The sequence below is a fragment of the Nocardioides sp. GY 10113 genome, from assembly GCF_004919105.1.
GTDB lineage: Bacteria > Actinomycetota > Actinomycetes > Propionibacteriales > Nocardioidaceae > Nocardioides.
The window spans coordinates 70095-90470 of the sequence record NZ_STGK01000012.1 but is presented as its reverse complement, the minus strand read 5'-3'; the positions used below and the strand labels follow the sequence as shown (position 1 = coordinate 90470).

Annotated in this window: 20 protein-coding genes and 1 pseudogene; 7 read left to right on the top strand and 14 right to left on the bottom strand. The window is 73.3% G+C overall.

What is annotated here, in order from left to right:
• Positions 1–44 precede the first annotated feature (44 nt).
• Complete coding sequence (locus E8D34_RS15085) at positions 45–971, bottom strand: DNA-3-methyladenine glycosylase 2 family protein (protein ID WP_136595474.1); 927 nt, start codon at positions 969–971, stop codon at positions 45–47.
• Positions 972–1095: 124 nt separating this feature from the next.
• Between E8D34_RS15085 and E8D34_RS15080 the strand changes: the two genes are divergently transcribed.
• From E8D34_RS15080 to E8D34_RS15070, 3 genes are all read left to right on the top strand, one after another.
• On the top strand, positions 1096–1707 hold the full coding sequence (locus E8D34_RS15080) for a TetR/AcrR family transcriptional regulator (RefSeq protein WP_168929462.1): 612 nt from the start codon (positions 1096–1098) through the stop codon (positions 1705–1707).
• A 52-nt stretch (positions 1708–1759) separates the two neighbouring features.
• Positions 1760–3298 carry an ATP-dependent DNA ligase gene (locus E8D34_RS15075; protein WP_136595472.1) on the top strand — a complete coding sequence of 513 codons (1539 nt, stop codon included), beginning with the start codon at positions 1760–1762 and terminating at the stop codon, positions 3296–3298.
• A gap of 77 nt (positions 3299–3375) precedes the next feature.
• Positions 3376–4077, top strand: a complete 702-nt coding sequence (locus E8D34_RS15070) for a TetR/AcrR family transcriptional regulator (RefSeq protein WP_136595471.1) — start codon at positions 3376–3378, stop codon at positions 4075–4077.
• Between the two features lie 111 nt (positions 4078–4188).
• Here the strand turns inward: E8D34_RS15070 and E8D34_RS15065 are convergent, their stop codons facing one another.
• Positions 4189–5469, bottom strand: coding sequence for an acetyl-CoA C-acetyltransferase (locus E8D34_RS15065; protein ID WP_136595470.1), 1281 nt, complete (start codon positions 5467–5469; stop codon positions 4189–4191).
• Between the two features lie 165 nt (positions 5470–5634).
• On the opposite strand from E8D34_RS15065, the gene E8D34_RS15060 reads away from it, so the two are divergent.
• Complete coding sequence (locus E8D34_RS15060; protein ID WP_136595469.1) at positions 5635–6987, top strand: 3-oxoacyl-ACP reductase; 1353 nt, start codon at positions 5635–5637, stop codon at positions 6985–6987.
• Entirely contained in the window at positions 6980–7885 is a 906-nt protein-coding gene (locus E8D34_RS15055) for a MaoC/PaaZ C-terminal domain-containing protein (protein ID WP_240771372.1), read from the top strand. Before E8D34_RS15060 ends, E8D34_RS15055 begins: the two co-directional genes overlap by 8 nt.
• 156 nt (positions 7886–8041) lie before the next feature.
• Here E8D34_RS15055 and E8D34_RS15050 read toward each other — a convergent pair whose 3' ends face one another.
• From E8D34_RS15050 to E8D34_RS15010, 8 genes are all read right to left on the bottom strand, one after another.
• Positions 8042–8965 carry an acyl-CoA thioesterase II gene (locus E8D34_RS15050; protein WP_136595468.1) on the bottom strand — a complete coding sequence of 308 codons (924 nt, stop codon included), beginning with the start codon at positions 8963–8965 and terminating at the stop codon, positions 8042–8044.
• The gene (locus tag E8D34_RS15045; protein ID WP_136595467.1) at positions 8962–9909 is read right to left on the bottom strand and encodes a PAC2 family protein; all 948 of its coding nucleotides are present in this window, start codon (positions 9907–9909) and stop codon (positions 8962–8964) included. Before E8D34_RS15045 ends, E8D34_RS15050 begins: the two co-directional genes overlap by 4 nt.
• Before the next feature lie 28 nt (positions 9910–9937).
• The gene (locus E8D34_RS15040) at positions 9938–11248 is read right to left on the bottom strand and encodes a hypothetical protein (RefSeq protein ID WP_136595466.1); all 1311 of its coding nucleotides are present in this window, start codon (positions 11246–11248) and stop codon (positions 9938–9940) included.
• On the bottom strand, positions 11229–13169 hold the full coding sequence (dxs, locus tag E8D34_RS15035) for a 1-deoxy-D-xylulose-5-phosphate synthase (RefSeq protein WP_136595465.1): 1941 nt from the start codon (positions 13167–13169) through the stop codon (positions 11229–11231). Before dxs ends, E8D34_RS15040 begins: the two co-directional genes overlap by 20 nt.
• A 23-nt stretch (positions 13170–13192) precedes the next feature.
• Positions 13193–14164 carry an SMP-30/gluconolactonase/LRE family protein gene (locus E8D34_RS15030; RefSeq protein ID WP_240771370.1) on the bottom strand — a complete coding sequence of 324 codons (972 nt, stop codon included), beginning with the start codon at positions 14162–14164 and terminating at the stop codon, positions 13193–13195.
• Positions 14161–14598 (bottom strand): NUDIX hydrolase, encoded by a 438-nt coding sequence (locus E8D34_RS15025; RefSeq protein ID WP_136595464.1) that lies wholly within the window; start codon positions 14596–14598, stop codon positions 14161–14163. The genes E8D34_RS15030 and E8D34_RS15025 overlap by 4 nt, the downstream gene beginning before the upstream one ends.
• A 68-nt stretch (positions 14599–14666) precedes the next feature.
• A complete protein-coding gene (locus tag E8D34_RS15020) occupies positions 14667–15368 on the bottom strand; it encodes a DUF3105 domain-containing protein (RefSeq protein ID WP_168929461.1) in 702 nt (233 codons plus the stop codon).
• A gap of 86 nt (positions 15369–15454) precedes the next feature.
• Positions 15455–16651 carry a hypothetical protein gene (locus E8D34_RS15010; protein ID WP_136595462.1) on the bottom strand — a complete coding sequence of 399 codons (1197 nt, stop codon included), beginning with the start codon at positions 16649–16651 and terminating at the stop codon, positions 15455–15457.
• Between the two features lie 207 nt (positions 16652–16858).
• Between E8D34_RS15010 and E8D34_RS20820 the strand changes: the two genes are divergently transcribed.
• Positions 16859–17728: a hypothetical protein gene (locus E8D34_RS20820; RefSeq protein WP_168929460.1), complete on the top strand. Its 870-nt coding sequence runs from the start codon at positions 16859–16861 to the stop codon at positions 17726–17728.
• A gap of 137 nt (positions 17729–17865) precedes the next feature.
• Here the strand turns inward: E8D34_RS20820 and E8D34_RS15000 are convergent, their stop codons facing one another.
• From E8D34_RS15000 to E8D34_RS14985, 4 genes and pseudogenes are all read right to left on the bottom strand, one after another.
• A complete protein-coding gene (locus E8D34_RS15000) occupies positions 17866–18051 on the bottom strand; it encodes a hypothetical protein (protein WP_136595461.1) in 186 nt (61 codons plus the stop codon).
• 63 nt (positions 18052–18114) lie between these two features.
• Positions 18115–19155 carry a hypothetical protein gene (locus tag E8D34_RS14995; protein ID WP_136595460.1) on the bottom strand — a complete coding sequence of 347 codons (1041 nt, stop codon included), beginning with the start codon at positions 19153–19155 and terminating at the stop codon, positions 18115–18117.
• Positions 19152–19310: pseudogene (locus E8D34_RS14990) on the bottom strand (thiamine-binding protein); the annotation flags it as partial. The pseudogene E8D34_RS14990 and the gene E8D34_RS14995, both read right to left, overlap by 4 nt.
• A 53-nt stretch (positions 19311–19363) precedes the next feature.
• Positions 19364–19681 carry a thiamine-binding protein gene (locus E8D34_RS14985; protein WP_136595459.1) on the bottom strand — a complete coding sequence of 106 codons (318 nt, stop codon included), beginning with the start codon at positions 19679–19681 and terminating at the stop codon, positions 19364–19366.
• A 289-nt stretch (positions 19682–19970) separates the two neighbouring features.
• On the opposite strand from E8D34_RS14985, the gene E8D34_RS14980 reads away from it, so the two are divergent.
• Positions 19971–20372, top strand: coding sequence for a hypothetical protein (locus tag E8D34_RS14980; protein WP_136595458.1), 402 nt, complete (start codon positions 19971–19973; stop codon positions 20370–20372).
• Positions 20373–20376: the final 4 nt, after the last annotated feature.

The window sequence follows — 20376 nt, the reverse complement described above, 5'->3', positions numbered from 1 at the left end:
GTGGGCCCGCGGACCCTGGACCGACGCCGTCACCTGCGCAAACGCTAGCGGGACGGGAGGTGCGCGCGCGGGGCCATGCGGGGGCCACGGCGGGGCTTGCCCAGGGCCGCGGCCGCGATCAGGAACGGCACCCGGCCGCGGTGCGGGCGCCAGGGCTCCAGGTACGCCGCGAGGGCCCGGTCGTCGAACGGGGCACCGGTCAGCGCCCAACCGACGTCCTTGGCCACGTGGTAGTCGCCGAAGGAGACCGCGTCCGGGTCGCCCAGCGCCCGCTGCCGGACCTCGGCGCTGGTCCAGACGCCGACGCCGGGGATGCTGCGCAGGGCCCGGTCGACCTCCTCGGCGGACCCCGCCCCGACGCGCGCCCAGGCGGCGTCGCCGCGCCGCGCCACCTGCACCAGCGCCCGCGAGCGGGCCGGGTCGACGTGCAGCGCGAGCCACTCCCAGGACGGGATCGCCGCCAGCGTCGCGGCGTCCGGCTGGAGCCGGAGCCGCAGCTCGGCGCCGGGGCCAGGAGCGTCCTCGCCGTGGCGGCGTACCAGCGCGCGGAACCCGCCGAAGGCCTCCTGCCCGGTGACCTTCTGCTCGATGATCGCCGGCACCAGGGCCTCCAGCAGCAGACCGGTGCGCCCCTGCCGCAGGTGCGGGTGGCGGCGCCGGATCTCGGCCAGCAGCGGATGGCGCGGCTCGAAGCCGCTCCAGTCATCGGCCTCCCCCAACAGCTCCGGGAGCTGCTCGAGCGCCCAGTCGGCGCCGGGCCCCCAGGCCTCGGCGTCGATCGTGCCGTCGCCGGCCTGGGCCGACACCGCCAGCGTCGCCGCGCCCACAGGGGTGCGGCAGGCCCGCCAGTGCCGGTGCCCGCGGACCACGAGCGTCGGGTCCCCGCCGCCGCGCCGGTGCTGGCCCAGCAGGCGCCCGACCGGGACCGGGCGGCCCGGGCGCCACGTGCGCCGCGACGGCGTCTCCGACATGCCGACGACTCTAGCCAGGACGCTGCCGGTCACGACGCCCGACGGACCGCCCGGTCGCGGTCGACGGCCGCACCACTACGATGTCTCGTGTCAGCACGAAATACCTTCGCACACAGGAGACACCGTGAGCCTCGAGAGTGCACGGCCCCGCCGTGGGCGGCTGGACCAGGAGGTCGTGCTGCAGGCGGCCGAGGCGCTGGTGGACCGCGACGGCTACGACGCCCTGACCATGACATCCCTGGCCGCGGAGCTCGACGCCCGGGTCTCCTCGCTCTACAACCACGTGGCGAACCTCGAGGAGCTGCGCGCGCTGATCCAGGTGCGCGCGATGCGGATGCTCGGCGACCACGTCCGGCGCGCGGCGATGGGGCACTCCGGCGCCGACGGGCTGCGTGCGCTCAGCCACGAGCTGCGCTCGTTCGCGCTGGCCAACCCGCAGCGGTACGCCGCCCTGACCCGGCCGCCGCTGGACCGCGAGGCGTTCTACAGCGCGGCGATCGACGCGATCGAGGCGCTCGCCGTGATGGTGCGCTCGGCCGGCCTCCCCGAGGATCGGCTGCTGATGACCGGCACCGCGGTCTTCGCCGCGCTGCACGGCTTCGTCTCGCTCGAGGTCGCCGGCTACTTCGGCGACTTCGACGGGGTCGAGGACCAGCCGGGGTTGGAGCTCGACGAGATCTTCGAGCTGGTGATCCGCGGGGCGGTCACCGCCGCGGTGCTCGAGGCCACGCACTGACGCGGCCGGGCACCGGCTGATCGGCGTCGGACCCGGGTGGCAAGGTGATCGCGTGCTGCTCAGCGACCTGGTCTCCACCTCCGCGGCGGTCGCCGCCACCCCGGCTCGGACCGAGAAGACCCGGCTGATCGCCGAGGCCCTGGCCGCCGCCGAGCCCGACGAGCGCGCCCTCGTGGCGCGCTACCTCGCCGGGCGGCTGCGGCAGCGGCGCACCGGCCTCGGCTGGCGGTCCCTGCGCGACCTGCCGCCGCCGGCTCCCGCGCCCTCGCTGACCGTGGTGGCGGTGGACGCGGCGTTCGACGCGATGGCCGCACTGGCAGGCCCGGGCTCGGCGGGCGCCCGCACCGCCGCCGCGACCTCGCTCTTCGCCGGCGCCACCGAGGCCGAGCAGGCCTGGCTGCGCGCGGCCGCGCTCGGCGAGGTCCGGCAGGGCGCCTCGGACGCACTGCTCGTCGATGCGCTCGCGGCCGCCACGTCGCACCCGGTGGCGGAGGTACGGCGGGCGGCGATGCTCGCCGGCGGCGTACCGCCGGTCGTGGCCCAGGCGTTCGCCGGGACCCTGGACGCGATCCGGTTCGAGGTCGGCCGGCCGGTGCTGCCGATGCTCGCCGCCTCCGCGCCCGACCTCGCCGCCGCGTGGGAGAAGGTCGGTGCTGTCGCCGGCGCGGCCGGCACCGGGCTCGCGGTCGACGCCAAGCTCGACGGCATCCGGATCCAGGCCCACCGGCGGGGCGGCGAGGTGCTGCTGGTGACCCGGACCCTGGAGGAGATCACCGCCCGCCTGCCCGAGGTGGTCGACGTCGTGGCGGCACTGCCCGGTGGCGACCTCGTGCTCGACGGCGAGGCGCTGCTGGTGGGGCCCGACGGCCGCCCGCGACCGTTCCAGGAGACGGCCGCGCGCACCGCGAGCACCGGGGCGGGCGGCGCCCGCGTGGCGCCGTACTTCTTCGACCTGCTGCACCTCGACGGGCGGGACCTGCTCGCCGCGCCCGCCCAGGAGCGTTGGGACCTGCTGGCGGGCCTGGTGCCCGAGCAGCACCGGGTGGCGCGGTGGCGCGGCGCGGACCCCGCGGCGGCCGAGGAGTTCGCGCGGCGGGTGCTCGCGGCGGGCCACGAGGGGGTGGTGGTCAAGGCCCCCGGGGCGCCGTACGACGCGGGCCGCCGGGGCTCGGCGTGGGTCAAGGTGAAACCCGTGCACACCCTCGACCTGGTGGTGCTGGCCGTCGAGTGGGGCTCGGGGCGGCGGCGCGGCTGGCTCTCCAACATCCACCTCGGCGCCCGGGCGGCCGACGGCTCCGGCTGGGTGATGGTGGGCAAGACCTTCAAGGGGATGACCGACGCGATGCTCGCGTGGCAGACCGAGCGGTTCCTTGAACTGGAGACGCACCGCGACGGCCATGTGGTCCACGTCCGGCCCGAGCAGGTCGTCGAGATCGCGTTCGACGGCGTCCAGCGGTCGACCCGCTACCCCGGTGGCGCGGCGCTGCGCTTCGCGCGGGTCGTGCACTACCGCGACGACAAGCCCGTGGCGGAGGCCGACACGATCGACACCGTGCGGGCGTACCTGGGCGGCGGACCGAGCACTGACTGACCCTCACCCGGACGGCCCGGAGCGTGCCGTGCAACAACGGTGCAACTGCGAGTTGCACACGCCGTACACTCGCTGACATGGTCACCCCGGCACCGCCGACGGATGGTCGGCGCAAGGCGGCAGCGGCGCGACGACGCGAGCGCGAGGCTCAGATCATCGGCGCCACCCGGCAGATCTTCGACGCCAAGGGCGTCCGGGACGTGCAGATCGAGGAGATCGCGACCGCCGTCGGGATCAACCGCGCGATCGTCTACCGCCACTTCACCGGCAAGGAGGAGATCGTCGCCCTGACGCTGGTCGGCTACCTGGAGGAGCTGGGCGAGGCGCTGCGTGCGGCGGTCGCGACCTCCACGGACCCGGTCGAGCAGCTGCAGGCGCTGGTGGGCGCGTTCGTCGACTACGGGGTGGCGCACCCGGCGTTCATCGACTGCTCCCACGCGCTGATGACCCGGCCCGGCCACGAGCTGCTCGACGAGCTCTCCGAAAGCGCCCTGTTCCGGGTCGGCCGGGCGATCAGCTCCACCCTCAAGGTGCTCTCCGACGCGCTCGCCGCCGGGCAGGCCTCGGGGATCTTCGCCAGCAGCGAGGACCCGACGCTGCTGGCCAACATGCTCTACTCCAGCGGCCTCGGCGCGCTGCAGCTCGCCCGGCTGGGGATCCTGGTCGGAGAGTCCGCGCCCGGCATCCCCACCGTCGGCGCGGTCTCCCCGGAGCAGGTCCGCTCCTACCTCGTGGCCTCGGCGCTGGCACTGATGTCGCCCGCGCGTACGACGGCCTGACCGTGTCCCGGGCGCCCCACGCGCCCCACCGGACGGCCACTTCCCTCGCGTGACGGCCATTGCAGTGGCCGTCACGCGCGGGAATCCCCGGTCGACCGGGGATTCCAGGGCTCACGCCTCCAGGATCGCCACCACGCCCTGCCCGCCCGCGGCACAGACCGAGATCAGCGCCCGGCCACCGCCGTTGGCGGCGAGCAGCTTCGCGGCGTTGGCCACGATCCGCCCACCGGTGGCGGCGAACGGGTGTCCCGCGGCCAGCGAGGAGCCCTTCACGTTCAGCTTGTCGCGGTCGATGGAGCCCAGCGGGGCATCCAGGCCGAGGCGCTCCTTGCAGAACACCGGGCTCTCCCATGCGGCCAGCGTGGAGAGCACCTGCGAGGCGAACGCCTCGTGGATCTCGTACAGGTCGAAGTCCTGCAGGGTCAGGCCGTGTCGCGCCAGCATCCGCGGGACGGCGTACGCCGGCGCCATCAGCAGGCCCTCGGCGCCGTTGACGAAGTCCACGGCCGCGACCTCGGAGTCGACGAACCAGGCGAGCGGGGTCAGCCCGTGCTCCTCGGCCCAGTCCTCCGAGGCCAGCAGCACCGCGGAGGCGCCGTCGGTCAGCGGGGTCGAGTTCGCGGCGGTCATCGTCGCCGCCTCGCCCTTGCCGAAGACCGGCTTGAGCTTCGCGAGCTTCTCCAGGGAGGAGTCGGCGCGCAGGTTGTTGTCGCGCTCCAGGCCGCGGAACGGGGTGATCAGGTCGTCCTGCCACCCCTCGTCGTACGACGCCGCGAGGTTGTGGTGGGAGGCGACGGCCAGCTCGTCCTGGGCCTCGCGGGTGATCTGCCACTCCAGCGCCGTCAGCGCCTGGTGCTCGCCCATCGACAGCCGCGTGCGCGGCTCGCCGTTGCTGGGGATGGCCAGCCCGATGTCACCGGGCCGCAGCGACCCGAGCACCCGCAGCCGGTCGGCGTTGGTGCGGGCGTTGTTGAGCTTGATCAGCTTCTTGCGCAGCCGCTCGGAGAGCGCGATGGGGGCGTCGGAGGTGGTGTCGACGCCGCCGCCGACCCCGGCCTCGATCTGGCCCAGCTTGATCTTGTTGGCGATGTAGTTGATCGCCTGCAGGCCGGTGCCGCAGGCCTGCTGCAGGTCGACGGCCGGCGTGTCGGGGGCGAGCCTGCTGCCGAGGACGGACTCGCGGACCAGGTTGAAGTCGCGGCTGTGCTTGAGCACGGCGCCACCCGCCACCTCGCCGAGGCGCTCGCCCTCGAGGCCGAACCGCGCCACCAGGCCGTCCAGGGCGGCGGTGAACATCTCCTGGTTGGACGCGCCGGCGTACGCACCGTTGGAGCGCGCGAACGGGATGCGGTTGCCGCCGATCACGGCGGCCCGGCGGGCAGTGTCAGCCATGGTTCCTATCCTCGTACTCGGGTCCCGCGGCGGTCACCGCGCGGGTGCTTCAAGAAATGTGGACTCAGAGTTACACATACAGTTACATTCGACCAGCGGGCGGCGCCCGCCGTGACCATTCTCGCAATACTCCCTCGCAGCTGGCGAAAGGCGCAGGCGCACACCATGAGCGACAAGTACCAGGGCTTCGTGACCTCCCCGGTCGGCAAGTTCCTCGTCAAGAACCTCGGCCTCCCCAACCCCACCCCCCTCGAGCGGTACGCCGAGGGCGACCCGCTCGTGCAGGGCACCGTGCTGGTCGGCGGCACCGGCCGGCTGGCCGAGTCGCTGCACGGTCTGCTGGACCTGATCGGCGCGACCTCCACCGGCGACCCGACCAGCGGCGAGACCGAGCCGTTCAAGGGCATCGTCTTCGACGCCACCGGCCTGACCAGCAGCGCCGAGCTGGTCGCGCTCCGCGACTTCTTCACCCCGGTGCTGCGCAGCCTGGCGTCGTGCGCGCGGATCGTCGTGCTCGGCACCCCGCCGGAGCAGACGGCCGGCGCCGAGCGCGTCGCCCAGCGCGCCCTGGAGGGCTTCACCCGCAGCCTGGGCAAGGAGGTCGGCCGGGGCAGCACCGTCCAGCTGGTCTACGTCGCCGCGGGCCAGGAGGCGGCGGTGACCAGCACCCTGGCGTTCCTGCTCTCCCCCAAGTCCGCCTACGTCTCCGGGCAGGTGGTCCGGATCGGCGCCCACGGCGCGGCGACCCACACCAACGTCGAGGACTGGGCCCGCCCGCTCGAGGGCAAGGTCGCCCTGGTCACCGGCGCCAGCCGCGGCATCGGCGAGGCGATCGCCCGGGTGCTGCACCGCGACGGCGCCACGGTGGTCGGGCTCGACGTACCGCAGGCGGCCAGCGAGCTGCAGTCGCTGATGAAGGAGCTCGACGGCGACTGGCTGACCCTGGACATCACCGCGAAGGACGCGCCGCAGCGGATCGCCCACCACCTGACCGAGAAGCATGGCGGCGTGGACGCGGTGGTGCACAACGCCGGCATCACCAAGGACCGCAAGCTGGCCAACATGGCGGCCGACGAGCGCGGCGACCGTTGGACCGCGGTGATCGGGGTCAACCTGACCGCGCCGGAGCTGATCACCCGCGAGCTGCTCGACCAGGGCGTGGTCCGCCCGGGCGGCTCGATCATCGGCGTCGCCTCGATCGCCGGCATCGCCGGCAACGTGGGACAGACCAACTACGCCGCTTCCAAGGCCGGCGTGATCGGCCTGGTCGACTCCCTGGCCGACGAGCTGACCGACGGGATCACGATCAACGCGGTGGCGCCCGGCTTCATCATCACGCAGATGACCGCGGCGGTGCCGTTCGCGACCCGCGAGGTGGGTCAGCGCCTCAACGCGATGTCCCAGGGCGGCCTGCCGGTCGACGTCGCCGAGACGATCGCCTGGTACGCCAACCCGGCCTCCTCCGGCGTCAACGGCAACGTGGTCCGGGTCTGCGGCCAGATGATGCTGGGTGCCTGAGGTGGTCACGCCGATCCGGGTGGTCGACCGCTCCGCCGGCACGGGGACCATGGTCCGGGCGGCACTGCCGGCGGTGCCGGGACTCAACCGGCTGCCCGGGGTCCGACGAACCGGCACCGAGCTGCCCGACGTGGTGCTGCGCCGCCCGCTGGTCACCGTCGAGCGCGACCACGTGGACCGGTACGCCGCGGTCTGCGGCTTCCCGGTCAAGGACACCGCCCCGCTGCCCTACCTGCACCTGCTGGCGTTCCCGCTGCACATGGAGCTGATGACCGATCCGTCGTTCCCGTTCCCCGCGATCGGCACGGTGCACCTGGAGAACGTCATCACCCAGCACCGCCCGGTCGGGATCGGCGAGACCGTCGAGGTCAGCGTCGGCGCCCGGGACCTGCGGGCCAGCACCAAGGGCCGCGCCTTCGACATCGTCGCCTCCGCCAAGGCCGGCGGCGAGACGGTCTGGGAGTCGACCTCCACCTACCTGCGGCTCGGCGGCGGCGACAAGGAGCACGGCGACCCGGGCACGACCTTCGCCCCGGTCGAGCCGACCGCCCCCGAGTGGCGGCTGCCCGCCGACCTGGGCCGGCGCTACGCCGCCGTCTCCGGCGACCGCAACCCGATCCACCTCTACCCGCTGACCGCCAAGGCCTTCGGGTTCCCCCGGCACATCGCGCACGGCATGTGGAGCCTGGCGCGCTGCGTGGCCGCCCTGGAGAACCGGCTCCCCGACGCGGTCCGGGTCGAGGTCGGCTTCAAGAAGCCGCTCTTCCTGCCCGGCCGGGTCAGGTTCGGCGTACGGCCCTCGGAGGCCGGCTGGGAGTTCAGCCTCTCCAGCGCCTCCTCGGGCGCCCCGCACCTCCTCGGCCGAACCGTGGCTGAGGCAGCCCCGAGCCGGGCCTGAGGCACCACCGACCCGGGGCTCAGGCACCCCCGAACCGGGGCTCAGGCACCACCGGGGACCGCGCCCGCTTCGCTGTCGGCGCCCTACTCCCGGCTCGGCCGTCCCCAAGGCCCGGGTCGAAGGCCCGGGTCGACGGTCGCCGGAGGCCCGGGTCGGTCAGCCGTGGGGGCGCTCCACGTTGGCGTTGGGCCGGATCAGGCCCTCCTGTGCCACGGTCGCGACCAACGTCCCGTCCTGGGCGAAGACGCGGCCCATGGAGAGTCCGCGGCCGCCGGTGGCCGAGGGCGACCACTGGTCGTAGAGCCACCACTCGTCCGCGCGGAACGGCCGGTGGAACCAGATCGTGTGGTCCAGCGACGCCATCTGCACCTTGGCCGGGTTGGTGTCGTGCGCGGCGAGGGAGACGCCGAGCAGCGTCACGTCGCTGGCGTAGGTGAACAGCGCCAGGTGCTCCAGCGGATCCTCCGAGAGCCGTCCGGCGACCCGGAGCCAGACCGCGGCGCGGGACGGCCGGCTGGGGTCGTCGGCCAGGCCACCGAAGCGCGAGTTCCCGATCCAGCGCACGTCGAGCGCGGCCCACTCCTGCGCCAGCCCGTAGTCGGACTCGCGCGACCGCATCATCTCCAGCAGGTCGACGCCCTCGGCCGGCGGCTTGACCTCCGGCATCACGTCCTGGTGCTCGAAGCCCTCCTCGGGGCGCTGGTAGTTGAGCGTCTGGTAGTAGATCGGCCGGCCGTGCTGGCGGGCCACCACCCGGCGGGTGAGGAAGGACTTGCCGTCACGGATCCGCTCCACGTCGTAGATGATCGGCACCTGGTAGTCGCCGGGGCGCAGGAAGTACGAGTGCAGCGAGTGCACCGTGTAGGCGGGGTCGACCGACGTGTTGGCCGCGATCAGCGCCTGGGCGGCGACCTGACCGCCGTAGACCCGCTGCCGGGTGGTCTCGGGCTGCTTGCCGCGGAAGAGGTCGACGTCCAGCGGTTCGAGGTTCAGCAGCCCGACCAGCTTGCGGGTCTCGGCCTGGGCCGACTCGTTCGTCCCGGCGGCCGACTCGTCGGTCGGCGTGGTCGTGTCGCTCATGCTCCCCCTCCGGTGGTGCCCTCGTCGGGCCCCTCGAGGCCCGCGAGGAACTGCTCGAACTGGCGACCGAGGTCCTCGCCGGTCGGCAGCGGCTCGTCGGCGGCGAGGAGGCTGGAGCCCTCCTCCTCCGCGCGAGCGAACGTGTCGTACTGCTGCTCCAGCGCGGCGACGACCCCGGCCACCTCCTCGTTGGAGGCCAGGTACCGCGCGATCTCGCCCTCGCGCTCCTCGGCCAGCAGACGGAGGTCACCGAGGTCGATGGTCAGCCGTGCGGCCAGCTCGACGTGCTCGAGCAGCGCCAGCGAGGCGCGCGGGTAGTCCAGCTGCGCCAGGTAGTGCGGCACGTGCGCGACGAATCCCTGCGCGTCGTGTCCCCACTCCCCCAGCCGCACCTCGAGCAGCGCCTGAGCGCTGCCGGGGATCCGCAGCTCACCGCGCCAGGGGCTGGTGCCGGTGAGCAGGTCGGGGTTGTTGGCGTGGTGCGTGATCGCGATCGGGCGGGTGTGCGGGACCGCCATCGGCACCGCGCCGATGCCGATCACCAGCGACACGTCGAACCGCACGATCACGTCGCGCACGGCCCGGCAGAACGCCTCCCACCGGATGTCGGGCTCGGGCCCGTGCAGCAGCAGGTACGGCGTGCCGCCGGCGTCGCGCAGCAGGCGCACCACCAGGCGCGGGGCGTCGTAGGCCTCGTAGTGGTCGCGGACGAACGACATCGGGGGGCGGCGTGCCCGGTAGTCGTGGAGCTCGTCGACGTCGAAGGTCGCCACGACCACGCCGCCGCCGCTGGCACCGGACTCGACCAGATGGGCGCAGGCGACCGCGCCCGCGTTCCCGGCGTCCAGGAAGCCGTCCAGGGCGATCACCAGGCGAAGGTCGGTGACGCCGTCCAGCTCGGGGACGTCGTCGACGATGTGGACGAGTCGGGCGGAGTTGCTCACGGGCACAACCCTATTCCGCCGCGTCGGATCACCGACGATAGGTGCTGGTCATCAGCGCGACGCCCCGCTGGACGAGCTGGTCCTCGGTCAGCCCCAGCCGGTCGGCGAGCACCCCCGCCTGGTCGGCGCCGCCGGCCAGCTCGTCGAGGAGCACCCACAGCATCGACGGCCCCTCGGTGTTCGCGACGTACTCGCAGACCCACCAGGCCACGGCGTACCAGCCGACGGCGTCGGGACCCTGGAAGTCCTCCGCCGAGGGCAGGGCGCTCGCGCCGGCGCCGACCTCGAGCGCGGCCGCCGGCAGCCTTCGCTGCAGGGCGTCCATCGGCTGCACCGAGACGTACTCGGCGATCCCCTCGGTGATCCACAGCGGCGCGCCGCGACCCTCCGCGCCGAGCAGGGCGTGGGTCAGCTCGTGGCGCACCAGCCGGTCGCGCACCGACGCGGACTGGGCCAGGACGCGGGGGTTGAGCGAGATCCGGAAGCCGGCCGTCGGACTCGAGCTGTCGCCGGGGACGCTGGGGATGGCGATCGTCAGCCCGTCGGCGCGCTCGGGGTCACCGACGGTGTCGCCGGTCAGGTCGTCGACCGCCGACCGGTCGGAGAGCACGTAGACGACGGTGCCGAGGTCGCGCGGAGCACCGTCAGCGCCGTCACCGTCGACGGCCGACGACCGCTCCTCGGGGAGCTGCAGTCCGACCTCGAACCGGCCGTCGGAGACCGCGTCGAGCACCATCGGAGCGTCGCCGATCGTTGTCGCGTCGAAGATGCCGAGCGCGTCCAGCCGCTCCTCGACCCGGATCGGACCTCGGTCCCAGGGCTGCTCCGCGGAGGTGTGCTCCTCCTCCCAGGCGGCATCACGGGTCGAGGCGAGCACGTAGCGTCGCCCGTGCTCGCCGAGGGTGAACCGCCACCGGTCGCGGGTGCGCACCGGCACCGCGTCGTACCCCTCCAGCTGCAGGCTGGTCTGGACGACCGCCCACACGCTGCGCTGGTCGTCCGGGTCGGCGGTGACCGATCCCCTCTCCACGCGGTAGCGCAGCACCTCGACGGGCAGCTGGGCGAGGTTGGCCAGGTAGGTGGCCTGCTGACGGCGGATCGCGTCGCCGGGCGCCAGCGTCCGCTTGAGCGCCGCGGCGTCGTCGTCGAGGATCGCTCGCGCGCGCTTGCGCAGCACCGTGGTCAGGTCGGCCTCGAGCTGCGCGGAGGTCGGCTCGATCGGGCCGGGCGGATCGGCGGAGCAGGCGACGAACGGGAGCAGGCTCAGCAGGAGGACCGGGACACCGAGCGTACGACGACGGGCGGGGCTCCGGCCCGGCTCAGCGCGTCCCGTCCGCATCGAGGAGGGCCCGCGCTGCGGCGCGGACGTCCGGCTCCGTGTCCGGGTCGGCCGTGATCGCGTGCACCACGTCCAGGGCGATGGCCTGGGCCGAGAGCCCGACCCGCTCCATGATGACCGCGCGCTTGGCGTGGTCCAGGAACTCCTGGGGGATGCCGTGCAGGTGGACCGGGACGTGGACGCCGGCGTCGTTGAGCTCCTGCAGCAGGACCGCGCCGACGCCGCCGACGCGGCCGTTGTCCTCGATGGTGACGACGCGACGGAAGCCTCGGGCGAGCTCGACCAGGGCGGCGTCGACCGGCTTGACCCAGCGCGGGTCGACGACGGTGACCCCGATGCCCTGGGCCTGCAGCCGCTCGGCCACGTCGATCGCGACGCCGGCCATCGCGCCCACGGAGACCACGAGCACGTCACGGGCACCCTCGCGGTAGAGCACGTCGATCGGGCCGTGCTCGCCCGTGAGGATGTCGATCGCCGGGAGGTCGCTCGGCGGCGGACCCTTGGGGAACCGGACCACCGTGGGCGCGTCGGCGACCTCGACCGCCTCGTCGAGCAGCTCGGTCATCCGGGTCACGTCGCGGGGTGCGGCCAGGCGCAGCCCCGGCACCACCTGCAGGATGGACATGTCCCACATGCCGTTGTGGGAGGCGCCGTCGTCGCCGGTGACGCCGGAGCGGTCCAGCACGAACGTGACGCCGCAGTTGTGCAGCGCGACGTCCATCAGCACCTGGTCGAAGGCGCGGTTGAGGAACGTCGCGTAGACGGCGACGACCGGGTGCAGCCCGCCGATCGCCAGGCCGGCGGCGCTGGTCGCGGCGTGCTGCTCGGCGATGCCGACGTCGAAGGTGCGCTCGGGGAACCGGGCCTGGAACTTGTCCAGCCCGACCGGGTGCATCATCGCCGCGGTGATCGCGACGACGTCGGGACGGCGGGCGCCGATCTGCACCATGTGGTCGGCGAAGTGATCGGTCCAGATCGGACCCTTCGGCTTCTCGGCGCCGGTCTGCACGTCGAACGGTCCGGGCGCGTGGAACTGGTCCGCCTCGTGCCGCTCGGCCGGGTCGTAGCCGAAGCCCTTGCGGGTCATCGCGTGCACGATCACCGGGCCGCCGAAGCGCTTGGCCTGGCCCAGCGCCTGCTCCATCGCGACCCGGTCGTGACCGTCGACGGGGCCGACGTACTTCAGGCCGAGGTCCTCGAACAGGCCCTGCGGGGCGAGGGCGTCCTTGAGCCCGCGCTTGACCGCGTGCAGCGCGTCGTAGGCGGTGGGCCCGACGCCGGGCACGGCGTTGAGCCGCTTCTTGATCAGCTCGAGCACCTGCTCGTAGCGCGGGTTGGTGCGCAGCCCGGCCAGCGCCTGGGCGAGGCCGCCGATCGTGGGCGTGTAGGAGCGGCCGTTGTCGTTGACGACGATGACCAGCTTGGAGTCGTCGGCGATCGCGATGTTGTTGAGCGCCTCCCAGGCCATGCCGCCGGTCAGCGCGCCGTCGCCGATCACGGCCACCGTGTGCCGGTCCTCGCCGCGGATCGCGAACGCCTTGGCGATGCCGTCGGCGTAGCTGAGCGCCGTGGAGGCGTGGGAGTTCTCGACCAGGTCGTGCTCGGACTCCGCCCGGCTCGGGTAGCCGCTCAGTCCGCCCTCGCGCCGCAGGGTGCCGAACTCACCGGCGCGGCCGGTGACCAGCTTGTGCACGTAGGCCTGGTGGCCGGTGTCGAAGACGACCTTGTCGCGCGGCGAGTCGAAGACCCGGTGGATCGCCAGGGTCAGCTCCACCACGCCGAGGTTGGGGCCGAGGTGCCCGGAGTTCGTGGCGACCGTGCGGATCAGCAGGTCGCGGATCTCGGCGGCGAGGTCGGTCAGCTGGTCCTCCGACAGGTCACGCAGGTCGCGCGGGCCGGAGATCGTGTCGAGGACTGCCATGGCGCCGAGTCTAGGGCGTGCCACTACCGCGCGGCCCCGGCGAGGTCGAACCGCGCGACCGCCGGCTCGTGCAGGCTGCCCAGCCAGACCGTGCCGTCGTGCTCCCGCACCCCCGTGACCATGTGGTACGCCGACCCCGGGCGGTCCGGGTCCAGGTCGAGGTCGTGCACCAGCCGCCCCCGGGCGTCGTAGGCCTGCACGCGCACCGTGCGCTTCGGGTTCGGCTGCAGCGGCTCGGGCAGCGTGGTCACGACGCGGCGCAGGAGCATCGGCGAGCGCTGCAGCCGCTCGACCACCCGGTCCCGCGGACTCGCCAGGGTCACCCAGATCAACCCGTCGCTGCCGCGGGAGATGTTGTCCGGGTAGCCGGGCAGGTCGGAGCAGAGCCGGTCGCGCATCCCGGCGCTGGGCCCGGTCAGCCAGTACCGGACCACGTCGCGGGTGCTGGTCTCGGCGACGCAGACGAACGAGTCGTCCGCGGCGAGGGCGACGCCGTTGGCGAACGCCAGGCCGGAGAGCACCGTGGTGCGGGTGCCGTCCGGGTCGACCCGGATCAGCCGGCCGGTGCGGGTCAGCTGGACCATCTCCTCCCGCCAGCGGTCGATCCCGAACTTGGTCGAGGAGTCGCTGAACCAGATGGTGCCGTCGGCGGCGATGGCGGCGTTGTTGCAGAACGTCAGCTCGCGGCGGCCCTCCGGGCTGGCGCTGTCCACGATCGTCTCGATCGCGCCCGTCGCGGGATCCAGCCACAGCAGCCCGCGGCGGGCGTCGCAGATCAGCAGGCGGCCGTCGGCGGCGTACTCGATGCCGAGGGGGCGGCCCGCGGTGTAGCCGACCTTGTCGATGCGCTGGCCGTCGGCGCTGATCCGGAAGACCGAGCCGTCCTCGGTGCCGGTGAAGGCCGCGCCGGTGTCCGGTCCATGGGTGGCGACGACGACGTCCTCGGCGCCGCCGGCGGGGACCCGGGTCACGGAGAGTGTCACGGGACGGGTCACGCGGGCCTCCTGCTGAGCTCGGCGTACAGGTCGGAGTCGAGGAACGCCGGCAGCGTGGTCGCGGCGAGGTCGCTCAGCGGCAGCCCACGGGCGACCTCCGGGTCGACGAAGACGATCTGGCGCCCCTCCCCGAGCACCACGTCGTCGTCGGTCAGCTCGGTCGGCGCGGTGAAGAACGCGATCGTGTCCTGCGACCGGGTCTCGGGGTGGAACAGGTCGAAGTGGCCGTGCAGGCGCAGGTCGGCGGCGGCCACCTCGATGCCGGTCTCCTCGGCGAGCTCGCGCACCGCCGCGTCCAGGTCGGACTCCCCCGGCTCGACGTGCCCGCCGCTGTAGCTCCACCGCTCGGGGGCGATCCGCGCGTGCTCGTCGCGCTCCTGGAGGAGCACCCAGCCGCGAGGGTCCACGAGGACGACACAGGCGAAGCGGGTCACCGGCCCACCGTAGCGACCGACCGCGACGGCCGCCGATGAACGCCGTGTCGTGGGCTCAGGCGGTGGGGTCAGGCGAGTCGGCCCTGGTCGGGGCGCGCCCCGCCGGCGCAGGAGGCGAACGGCTCCGGCGCGGTCTCGCCGTGGCCGTAGGCGGCGATGAAGAGCGGGAGCCGCGGGTCGTCGACGCCGGTCAGCTCGAGCTGGCGGCCCCAGACGGTGATCACCACCGGCGCCTGCTGCGCGGGCCACGGCGTCAGGATGCCGTTGCTCGGCAGCTGCGCGGCCAGGGTGCCGACCCCGTCGCCGTCGACCGCGTCCGGCCGGTAGCTGATCACCACGGTCCCGTGCTCGAGGTCATGCACCAGGTTCTCGGCGGGCACCGGCAGGTCGTAGACCCCGCAGTCCAGCCAGGTCGGGGCGTGCGGTCCGCCCACGGGCGGCGACTGCGGATAGTCGATCGGGCCCCGCTCGTGGTCGCGGGAGAGGTTGTCGTAGGCAACGACCTCGTCGAGGTCGGCCGGCGCCTGCCGGGTCTCGCCCGCCGGTCTCAGGCCGACGCTGCCGTCGCCGTCGACCAGGATGGCCGGGACCGCGATCGCGATCACGAGGACCAGCAACCCGCCGACCACGCCGAGCGCCACCGGAAGCGCCGTGCGCCGGGGCCGCGTGGGGCCCTGGGACTGGGGGTACCCGGGCGGCGGGTACGGCGGAGGCGGGACGGGCGGGTATGCCGGCGGGGGCGGCGGCGGGGCCGTCGTCTCGTCGTTCACGGTCACCCTCCTTCACCGATCCGCGGGCCGGAGGATTCTGTCAGTGCGCCCGACCGTGCCCGTGCCCGGGTCGCCGAACGCCGGCGTCAGGCCCGGGGTGCAGCCGGCGCGACGAACGACGGCGCCAGCTCGCCGAAGCAGCTGGCGCGGTCCTTGCCCCAGTACCCGGCGTGGACCTTCCCCGAGGTGAAGATCTGCAGCGGGCTGAGCCCACGCTCGGTGTACCGGATCGAGGTGGGGCGCACCGCGCCGATGCTGACGTCGCCGGCGCCCTCAGCCTTGTCGTCGCCGTTCACGAGGTTCGAGGCGAACACATCCGCCTCGATGAAGACGTTCGTCCACCGCAGGTCGTCCTTGCGGGCGATGCGCCCGTCGTCGTAGCCGGGACTGAACAGGCGCACCATGTCCAGCGGGCAGCCGACCGTCACCATCGAGGCGACCTCCTCGGGCGGCGCGAAGTCGCGGAGCGAGCCGTCGCGCGGGAAGAACGTCTCGAACAGCACCAGGCTTCCGAAGCTGTAGCCGAGGAGGTGCACCGGGCCCACCCAGCCGCTGGGCCGGAGGCCGTCGATCGCCTGGTCGAGCGCCTGGCTGACGGAGTCCGCGATGACGTCGGTGTTCTTCACGAACCAGATCGAGGCCTGGATCGCCCCGACCACGCCCAGCAGGCGGTTGCGGAGCGCGGCCCAGGTGACGACCACGCCGAGCGAGGAGATGCTGATCCAGGGGCTCTCCCCGCCGTCGTAGAAGCCCTTCAGCCAGGACGGCATCGTGACGCCCAGGGCCGCCAGCAGCCCGACGGCCGCGTAGACGGCCCCGAAGGCCAGGACGGCACACGCCCCCACGCCGAGCCAGAGCTGGACCTTGGTCTGCCACCGCTTCGCCGGCCGGCGGAACGCGGCGGCGAGGGCCAGGATGGCCTGGCCGGTGAGCGCGACCGCCCGGACCGCACCGGGTACGACCGGCGGCAGGGCGCCGCTCGACCGTGGCACCAGCCTCGCGGCGTAGTCGAACTGGAACAGCTGGAGGACCTCGACGTCGTTCTCGTCGACGATGGTCTTGCTGACCCTCAGGCCGGACGGCGAGGGAACGCCGGCGGCGTCGACGAGCCGGAACGACCCCGGCCTCTGGGGATCCAGGCTGGCCCGGATCGAGTCCGCCACCTGGTCCGCGGTGTTCTCCTCGGACGCGCCGAGGCCGGGGACGTAGATGAGCAGCGGCGTCGTCTTGGGGGCCGGCGTCGTGCCCACAGGATCGGTCGCCTCCGCAGCGTGTTCGCCCATCTGTGCAGGATCCACCGCACGGGGCGGGGCCGCCAGCGCCGGCTAGACCGGATCACCCGCATGGCCTGCGGGTGACCAGCGGCGCCGGGGCGCCGACACCGATCGCTGCGCGCCCCGCGTCCCCGCGCGTAGAGTCGCCGGGCGCCCCTCCGCCACCGCGGCGGGCGGGACCCAGCGTCGGGCCGACGGGAGCGACCGATGAGGTTGGTGAGCACGTGCGTGGCGACCGTCGTCGCCGCCGCGCTCCTCGGCGCGACGGGATGCGGGAGCGGCGACGAGCCCGGCAGCACCAGCGACGCCGGCACCACCGGCGCGGCCAGCGACGCCGGGACCACCAGCGCCACCGGCGAGGCCGGCGAGGCCGGCGAGTCCGGCGACGCCGGCGCGACCGCGCCGCCGGCCGCGGTGCAGTGCCCGTACGGGGAGTTCAGCACCGTCTACACGCCGACCGACTGGGTCGCGGGGGTCGCGAGCATCTGCCACACCGGCGATGGCGGCGCGGTGCTGCTGGTCAACGACTCCGCCGTCCTCCTGGATGTCGGGCCCGGCCCGGGCGCCGGCGTCAGCCAAGCGGGCGCGAACGAGCCCGAGACCTTCGAGGACCTGACGAACCTCGAGGCCGCCGGCGCCTTCGCCACTCCACCCGGCCACGCGGCGGTCCCACCCGGGGGCTGGGTCGTCGTCACCGGCCAGCCGGCGACCGTCACCGTCGAGGTGCCGGCGCAGGCCGTCGTGCTGGCGTACGCGACCTCGAAGCTCGTCGGGTACGCCGAGGACAGGCTGGCGCCGGACCGGGCGCGAGCGCAGAGCGTGGCGGGCTGCGCCCAGGACGTGGCGACGGCCTGGTCACTGGCGCAGGACCCGCAGGCGAGCCTGACCCACCTCCTCGCCGACACGCTGCTCGGCCCCACCTGGAGCTGCTCACAGCTGCTCGACGAGCTCGACGAGGTCGACCCACCGCCGCGCGCGACGTCCGCGCTGGGCGAGCGCCTGGCTCGCATCGGCAGCGTCGTCGAGGCGACCGTGGTGGACGACGTGCTCCGCTACGTCCGCAATCTCGCACGGATCCTCCCCTGAGTCCTCCCCTGAGCGGCGCGGACGCTGCCGATCGGTTCGGTGGGCTGCGTGGTCGGCCTCACGGTGACCCACCAGCCCGGGCGCGGCCCTGGGCCTGCCCTCTCCCGCCGCCAGGGGCGTGAAGGTCAGCGCGGTCGTCAGGCCGGGCGGCGGAACGGCCTCTCGTCCCGCAGGTACCAGATGAGCCAGGTGACAGGGAAGGCGAGACCGGCCAGCGCGACCAGGGGACCCGACGTCCCGCGGCGGCGTTGGCCGAGGCCGGTCAGCAGCGCGAGCAGCACGCAGGGCGCCACCGCCAGGAGCGCCACCGCAACCGCCATCACCTGCCCATGCTGGCGTAGGCCGGGGCACGCCGCCACCCGTTCGGCGCGCGAGGTGGCGGCCGGTCAGGGCCAGGTGCCCGCCTCCAGCAGCAGGTCGGCGTACCCGCTCTCCTGGTAGCCCGACCGGAGCACCGGGCTGACCGGCGAGCAGGCGAGGCTGGCCAGCTCGCAGGTGACGACCTGCCGCGCCTTCGCGCTGCCGCCGACCCGCTCCGCGATGCCCATGAAGGTGTCCTCGTCGCTCCAGCCACCGAGCGTGAAGTACCGCGACGGGCCGTCGAGCCGGCGCTGGCGCCCGGTCGTCGCGTCGTACACGACCGCGGCGGCCGGCCAGCTGGAGGCGTCGAAGAGGGTGCTCCGGTCCGGCGAGAGCCGCCCCACACCGAACGCCTCGCTACCGGTCATCTCACGGCGCCGGCCCTCTCCCCCGATGCCGACGTGGTAGCCGTCGGGGAACAGCGTGTCGGCGTACCCCTCGTAGACCTCGACGCGCTCCGCGTCCCGGGTCGCCGGGTCGGACGAGCCGTCGTCGAGGTGGATGGTGGAGCGGTCGAAGAACAGCAGCTCGTCGCTCACGCCCCGCAGCAGCGGCATGATCTCGCCGTACAGGTCGGCCAGGTCGTCGCCGTCGGCCGGCTCGCGGTCGGGGGTGCGGTACAGCTGTTCGCCGGTACGGGTGTCGAACGCCGCCACCTGCAGGACGTGGGTGCCGTAGCGGTCGGTGGGTCCGCGCGACTGGTCAACGGTCGCGAGCACGGAGCGGTCCGCGGAGATCGCCAGGTTCGCCCAACCGACCTCCGCGACCTGCTCGGTGAGTCCGGCCGCGCTGGTGAACATCAGCATCCCGTCACGCACCCAGTAGACCCCGGTCGCGCCGAGCACGAACTCCTCGACGGCGCCGAGCTCGAGCCTCTCGTCCCCGACGTGCAGCGTCCCGTCGTGGTACCAGGCCGCGACGGGCACGTCCCACTCGGTCGGGCCCACGGGGAGCGTGAACGGGTCCGCGCTCGCCCCCTCGACGCCGACGTCGATCCCGCACCCGGCCGCGGCGAGGCAGGCGAGCAGGGCCGCGACGGCGCCCCGCCCGAACGGCCGCGCGCTCACTCGGACAGCGCTGCTTCGATCCGCTCGACCTTCGCTGTCAGCTGCCCGGTGTAGCCGGGCCGGATGTCGGCCTTGAGCACCAGCGACACCCGCGGCGAGACCGCGGCGACGGCGTCGACGGCGGCCTTGACCACCGCCATCACCTCGTCCCACTCTGAGGCAAATCCATGGGGGTAGTGGCGCTGAACAGGCTCGCAGGTCAGAGCACTCATTCCGCCGCACCGCCGTCCGCGGACAGCGCCGCCTCGATCCGCTCCACCTTCGCCGACATCTGGCCTTCGTAGCCGGGCCGGATGTCCGCCTTCAGCACCAGGCCGACCCGCGGAGACACCTCAGCGACTGCGTCCACAGCCCGCTTCACCACCGCGAGGACCTCGTCCCATTCGCCCTCGACATTCGTGAACATCGCGTTCGTCTCGCAGGGCAGGCCGGACTCGCGGACAACCTGCACAGCCCGCGCTACAGCGTCGGTCACTGAGCCGCTGCCGTCGGAGGACATGGGCGAGATGGAGAAGGCGACCAGCATGTGCCACACCGTAGGGGAAGGCGCGCGCACTCCTGCGGAAGGGTGGGGAGGCCCCTGCGGCCCAGCCCACACAAGGAACCCCCGGCCAGCGAAATTTCCGGCCCCGCAGTTATCTCGGCGTCGAGATACCGACGTCAGGGGTCGATGCCTCGCCGGACAGTAAAGAATGAACGGTTCAGCAGCCCCCCGGCGGTTCGTCCTGTCATCATCCGGGCCCAGTTGCATCTAGCAACTCCTGGCCTCGCATCCGCGCGGCAGCCACGGAGGGCAAGCAAGAGGAGCGAGTCTCATGGGTTGGTTCGGTAACAAGAGAGCAGCCGTAATCAACAAAGAGACGCCGGTCTCCGCGCAGATGATCTTGCGGTTCAAGTTCGCTCCTTCCGGGCCCGTCATCTTCACGCTGGATCAGGGGGCAAGAGGGCGCACCTGGTACTCCGGGTACACGAAGCTCCTCCTTGTCGAGGACCCGCGCACCCTCGAAACCGCGTCGATGGAAGCGATCTTCGAGTGGATGATGCCGCAAGCCTGGGCAGTCGTTCAGGACCAGGTGCCGAGTGCAACAAAGACGCAGATGCAAGTTCAACTCGACGGTGAAACCGGCGATTTTGTCTGCGTCGGCCCCGTGACCTTCCTGGAGTCCGAGTGGTCGACGTCGAAGGCACGACTCCTACGACTCGCCCAAGGCGACTGACTCC

What these genes read in the sequence shown, in the direction of transcription:
- E8D34_RS15085 (WP_136595474.1), bottom strand. Translation starts at nt 971, where the DNA reads ATGTCGGAGACGCCGTCGCGGCGCACGTGGCGCCCGGGCCGCCCGGTC.
- E8D34_RS15070 (WP_136595471.1), top strand. Translation starts at nt 3,376, where the DNA reads ATGGTCACCCCGGCACCGCCGACGGATGGTCGGCGCAAGGCGGCAGCG.
- E8D34_RS15065 (WP_136595470.1), bottom strand. Translation starts at nt 5,469, where the DNA reads ATGGCTGACACTGCCCGCCGGGCCGCCGTGATCGGCGGCAACCGCATC.
- E8D34_RS15060 (WP_136595469.1), top strand. Translation starts at nt 5,635, where the DNA reads ATGAGCGACAAGTACCAGGGCTTCGTGACCTCCCCGGTCGGCAAGTTC.
- E8D34_RS15050 (WP_136595468.1), bottom strand. Translation starts at nt 8,965, where the DNA reads ATGAGCGACACGACCACGCCGACCGACGAGTCGGCCGCCGGGACGAAC.
- E8D34_RS15040 (WP_136595466.1), bottom strand. Translation starts at nt 11,248, where the DNA reads ATGCGGACGGGACGCGCTGAGCCGGGCCGGAGCCCCGCCCGTCGTCGT.
- dxs (WP_136595465.1), bottom strand. Translation starts at nt 13,169, where the DNA reads ATGGCAGTCCTCGACACGATCTCCGGCCCGCGCGACCTGCGTGACCTG.
- E8D34_RS15010 (WP_136595462.1), bottom strand. Translation starts at nt 16,651, where the DNA reads ATGGGCGAACACGCTGCGGAGGCGACCGATCCTGTGGGCACGACGCCG.
- E8D34_RS14985 (WP_136595459.1), bottom strand. Translation starts at nt 19,681, where the DNA reads ATGCTGGTCGCCTTCTCCATCTCGCCCATGTCCTCCGACGGCAGCGGC.
- E8D34_RS14980 (WP_136595458.1), top strand. Translation starts at nt 19,971, where the DNA reads ATGGGTTGGTTCGGTAACAAGAGAGCAGCCGTAATCAACAAAGAGACG.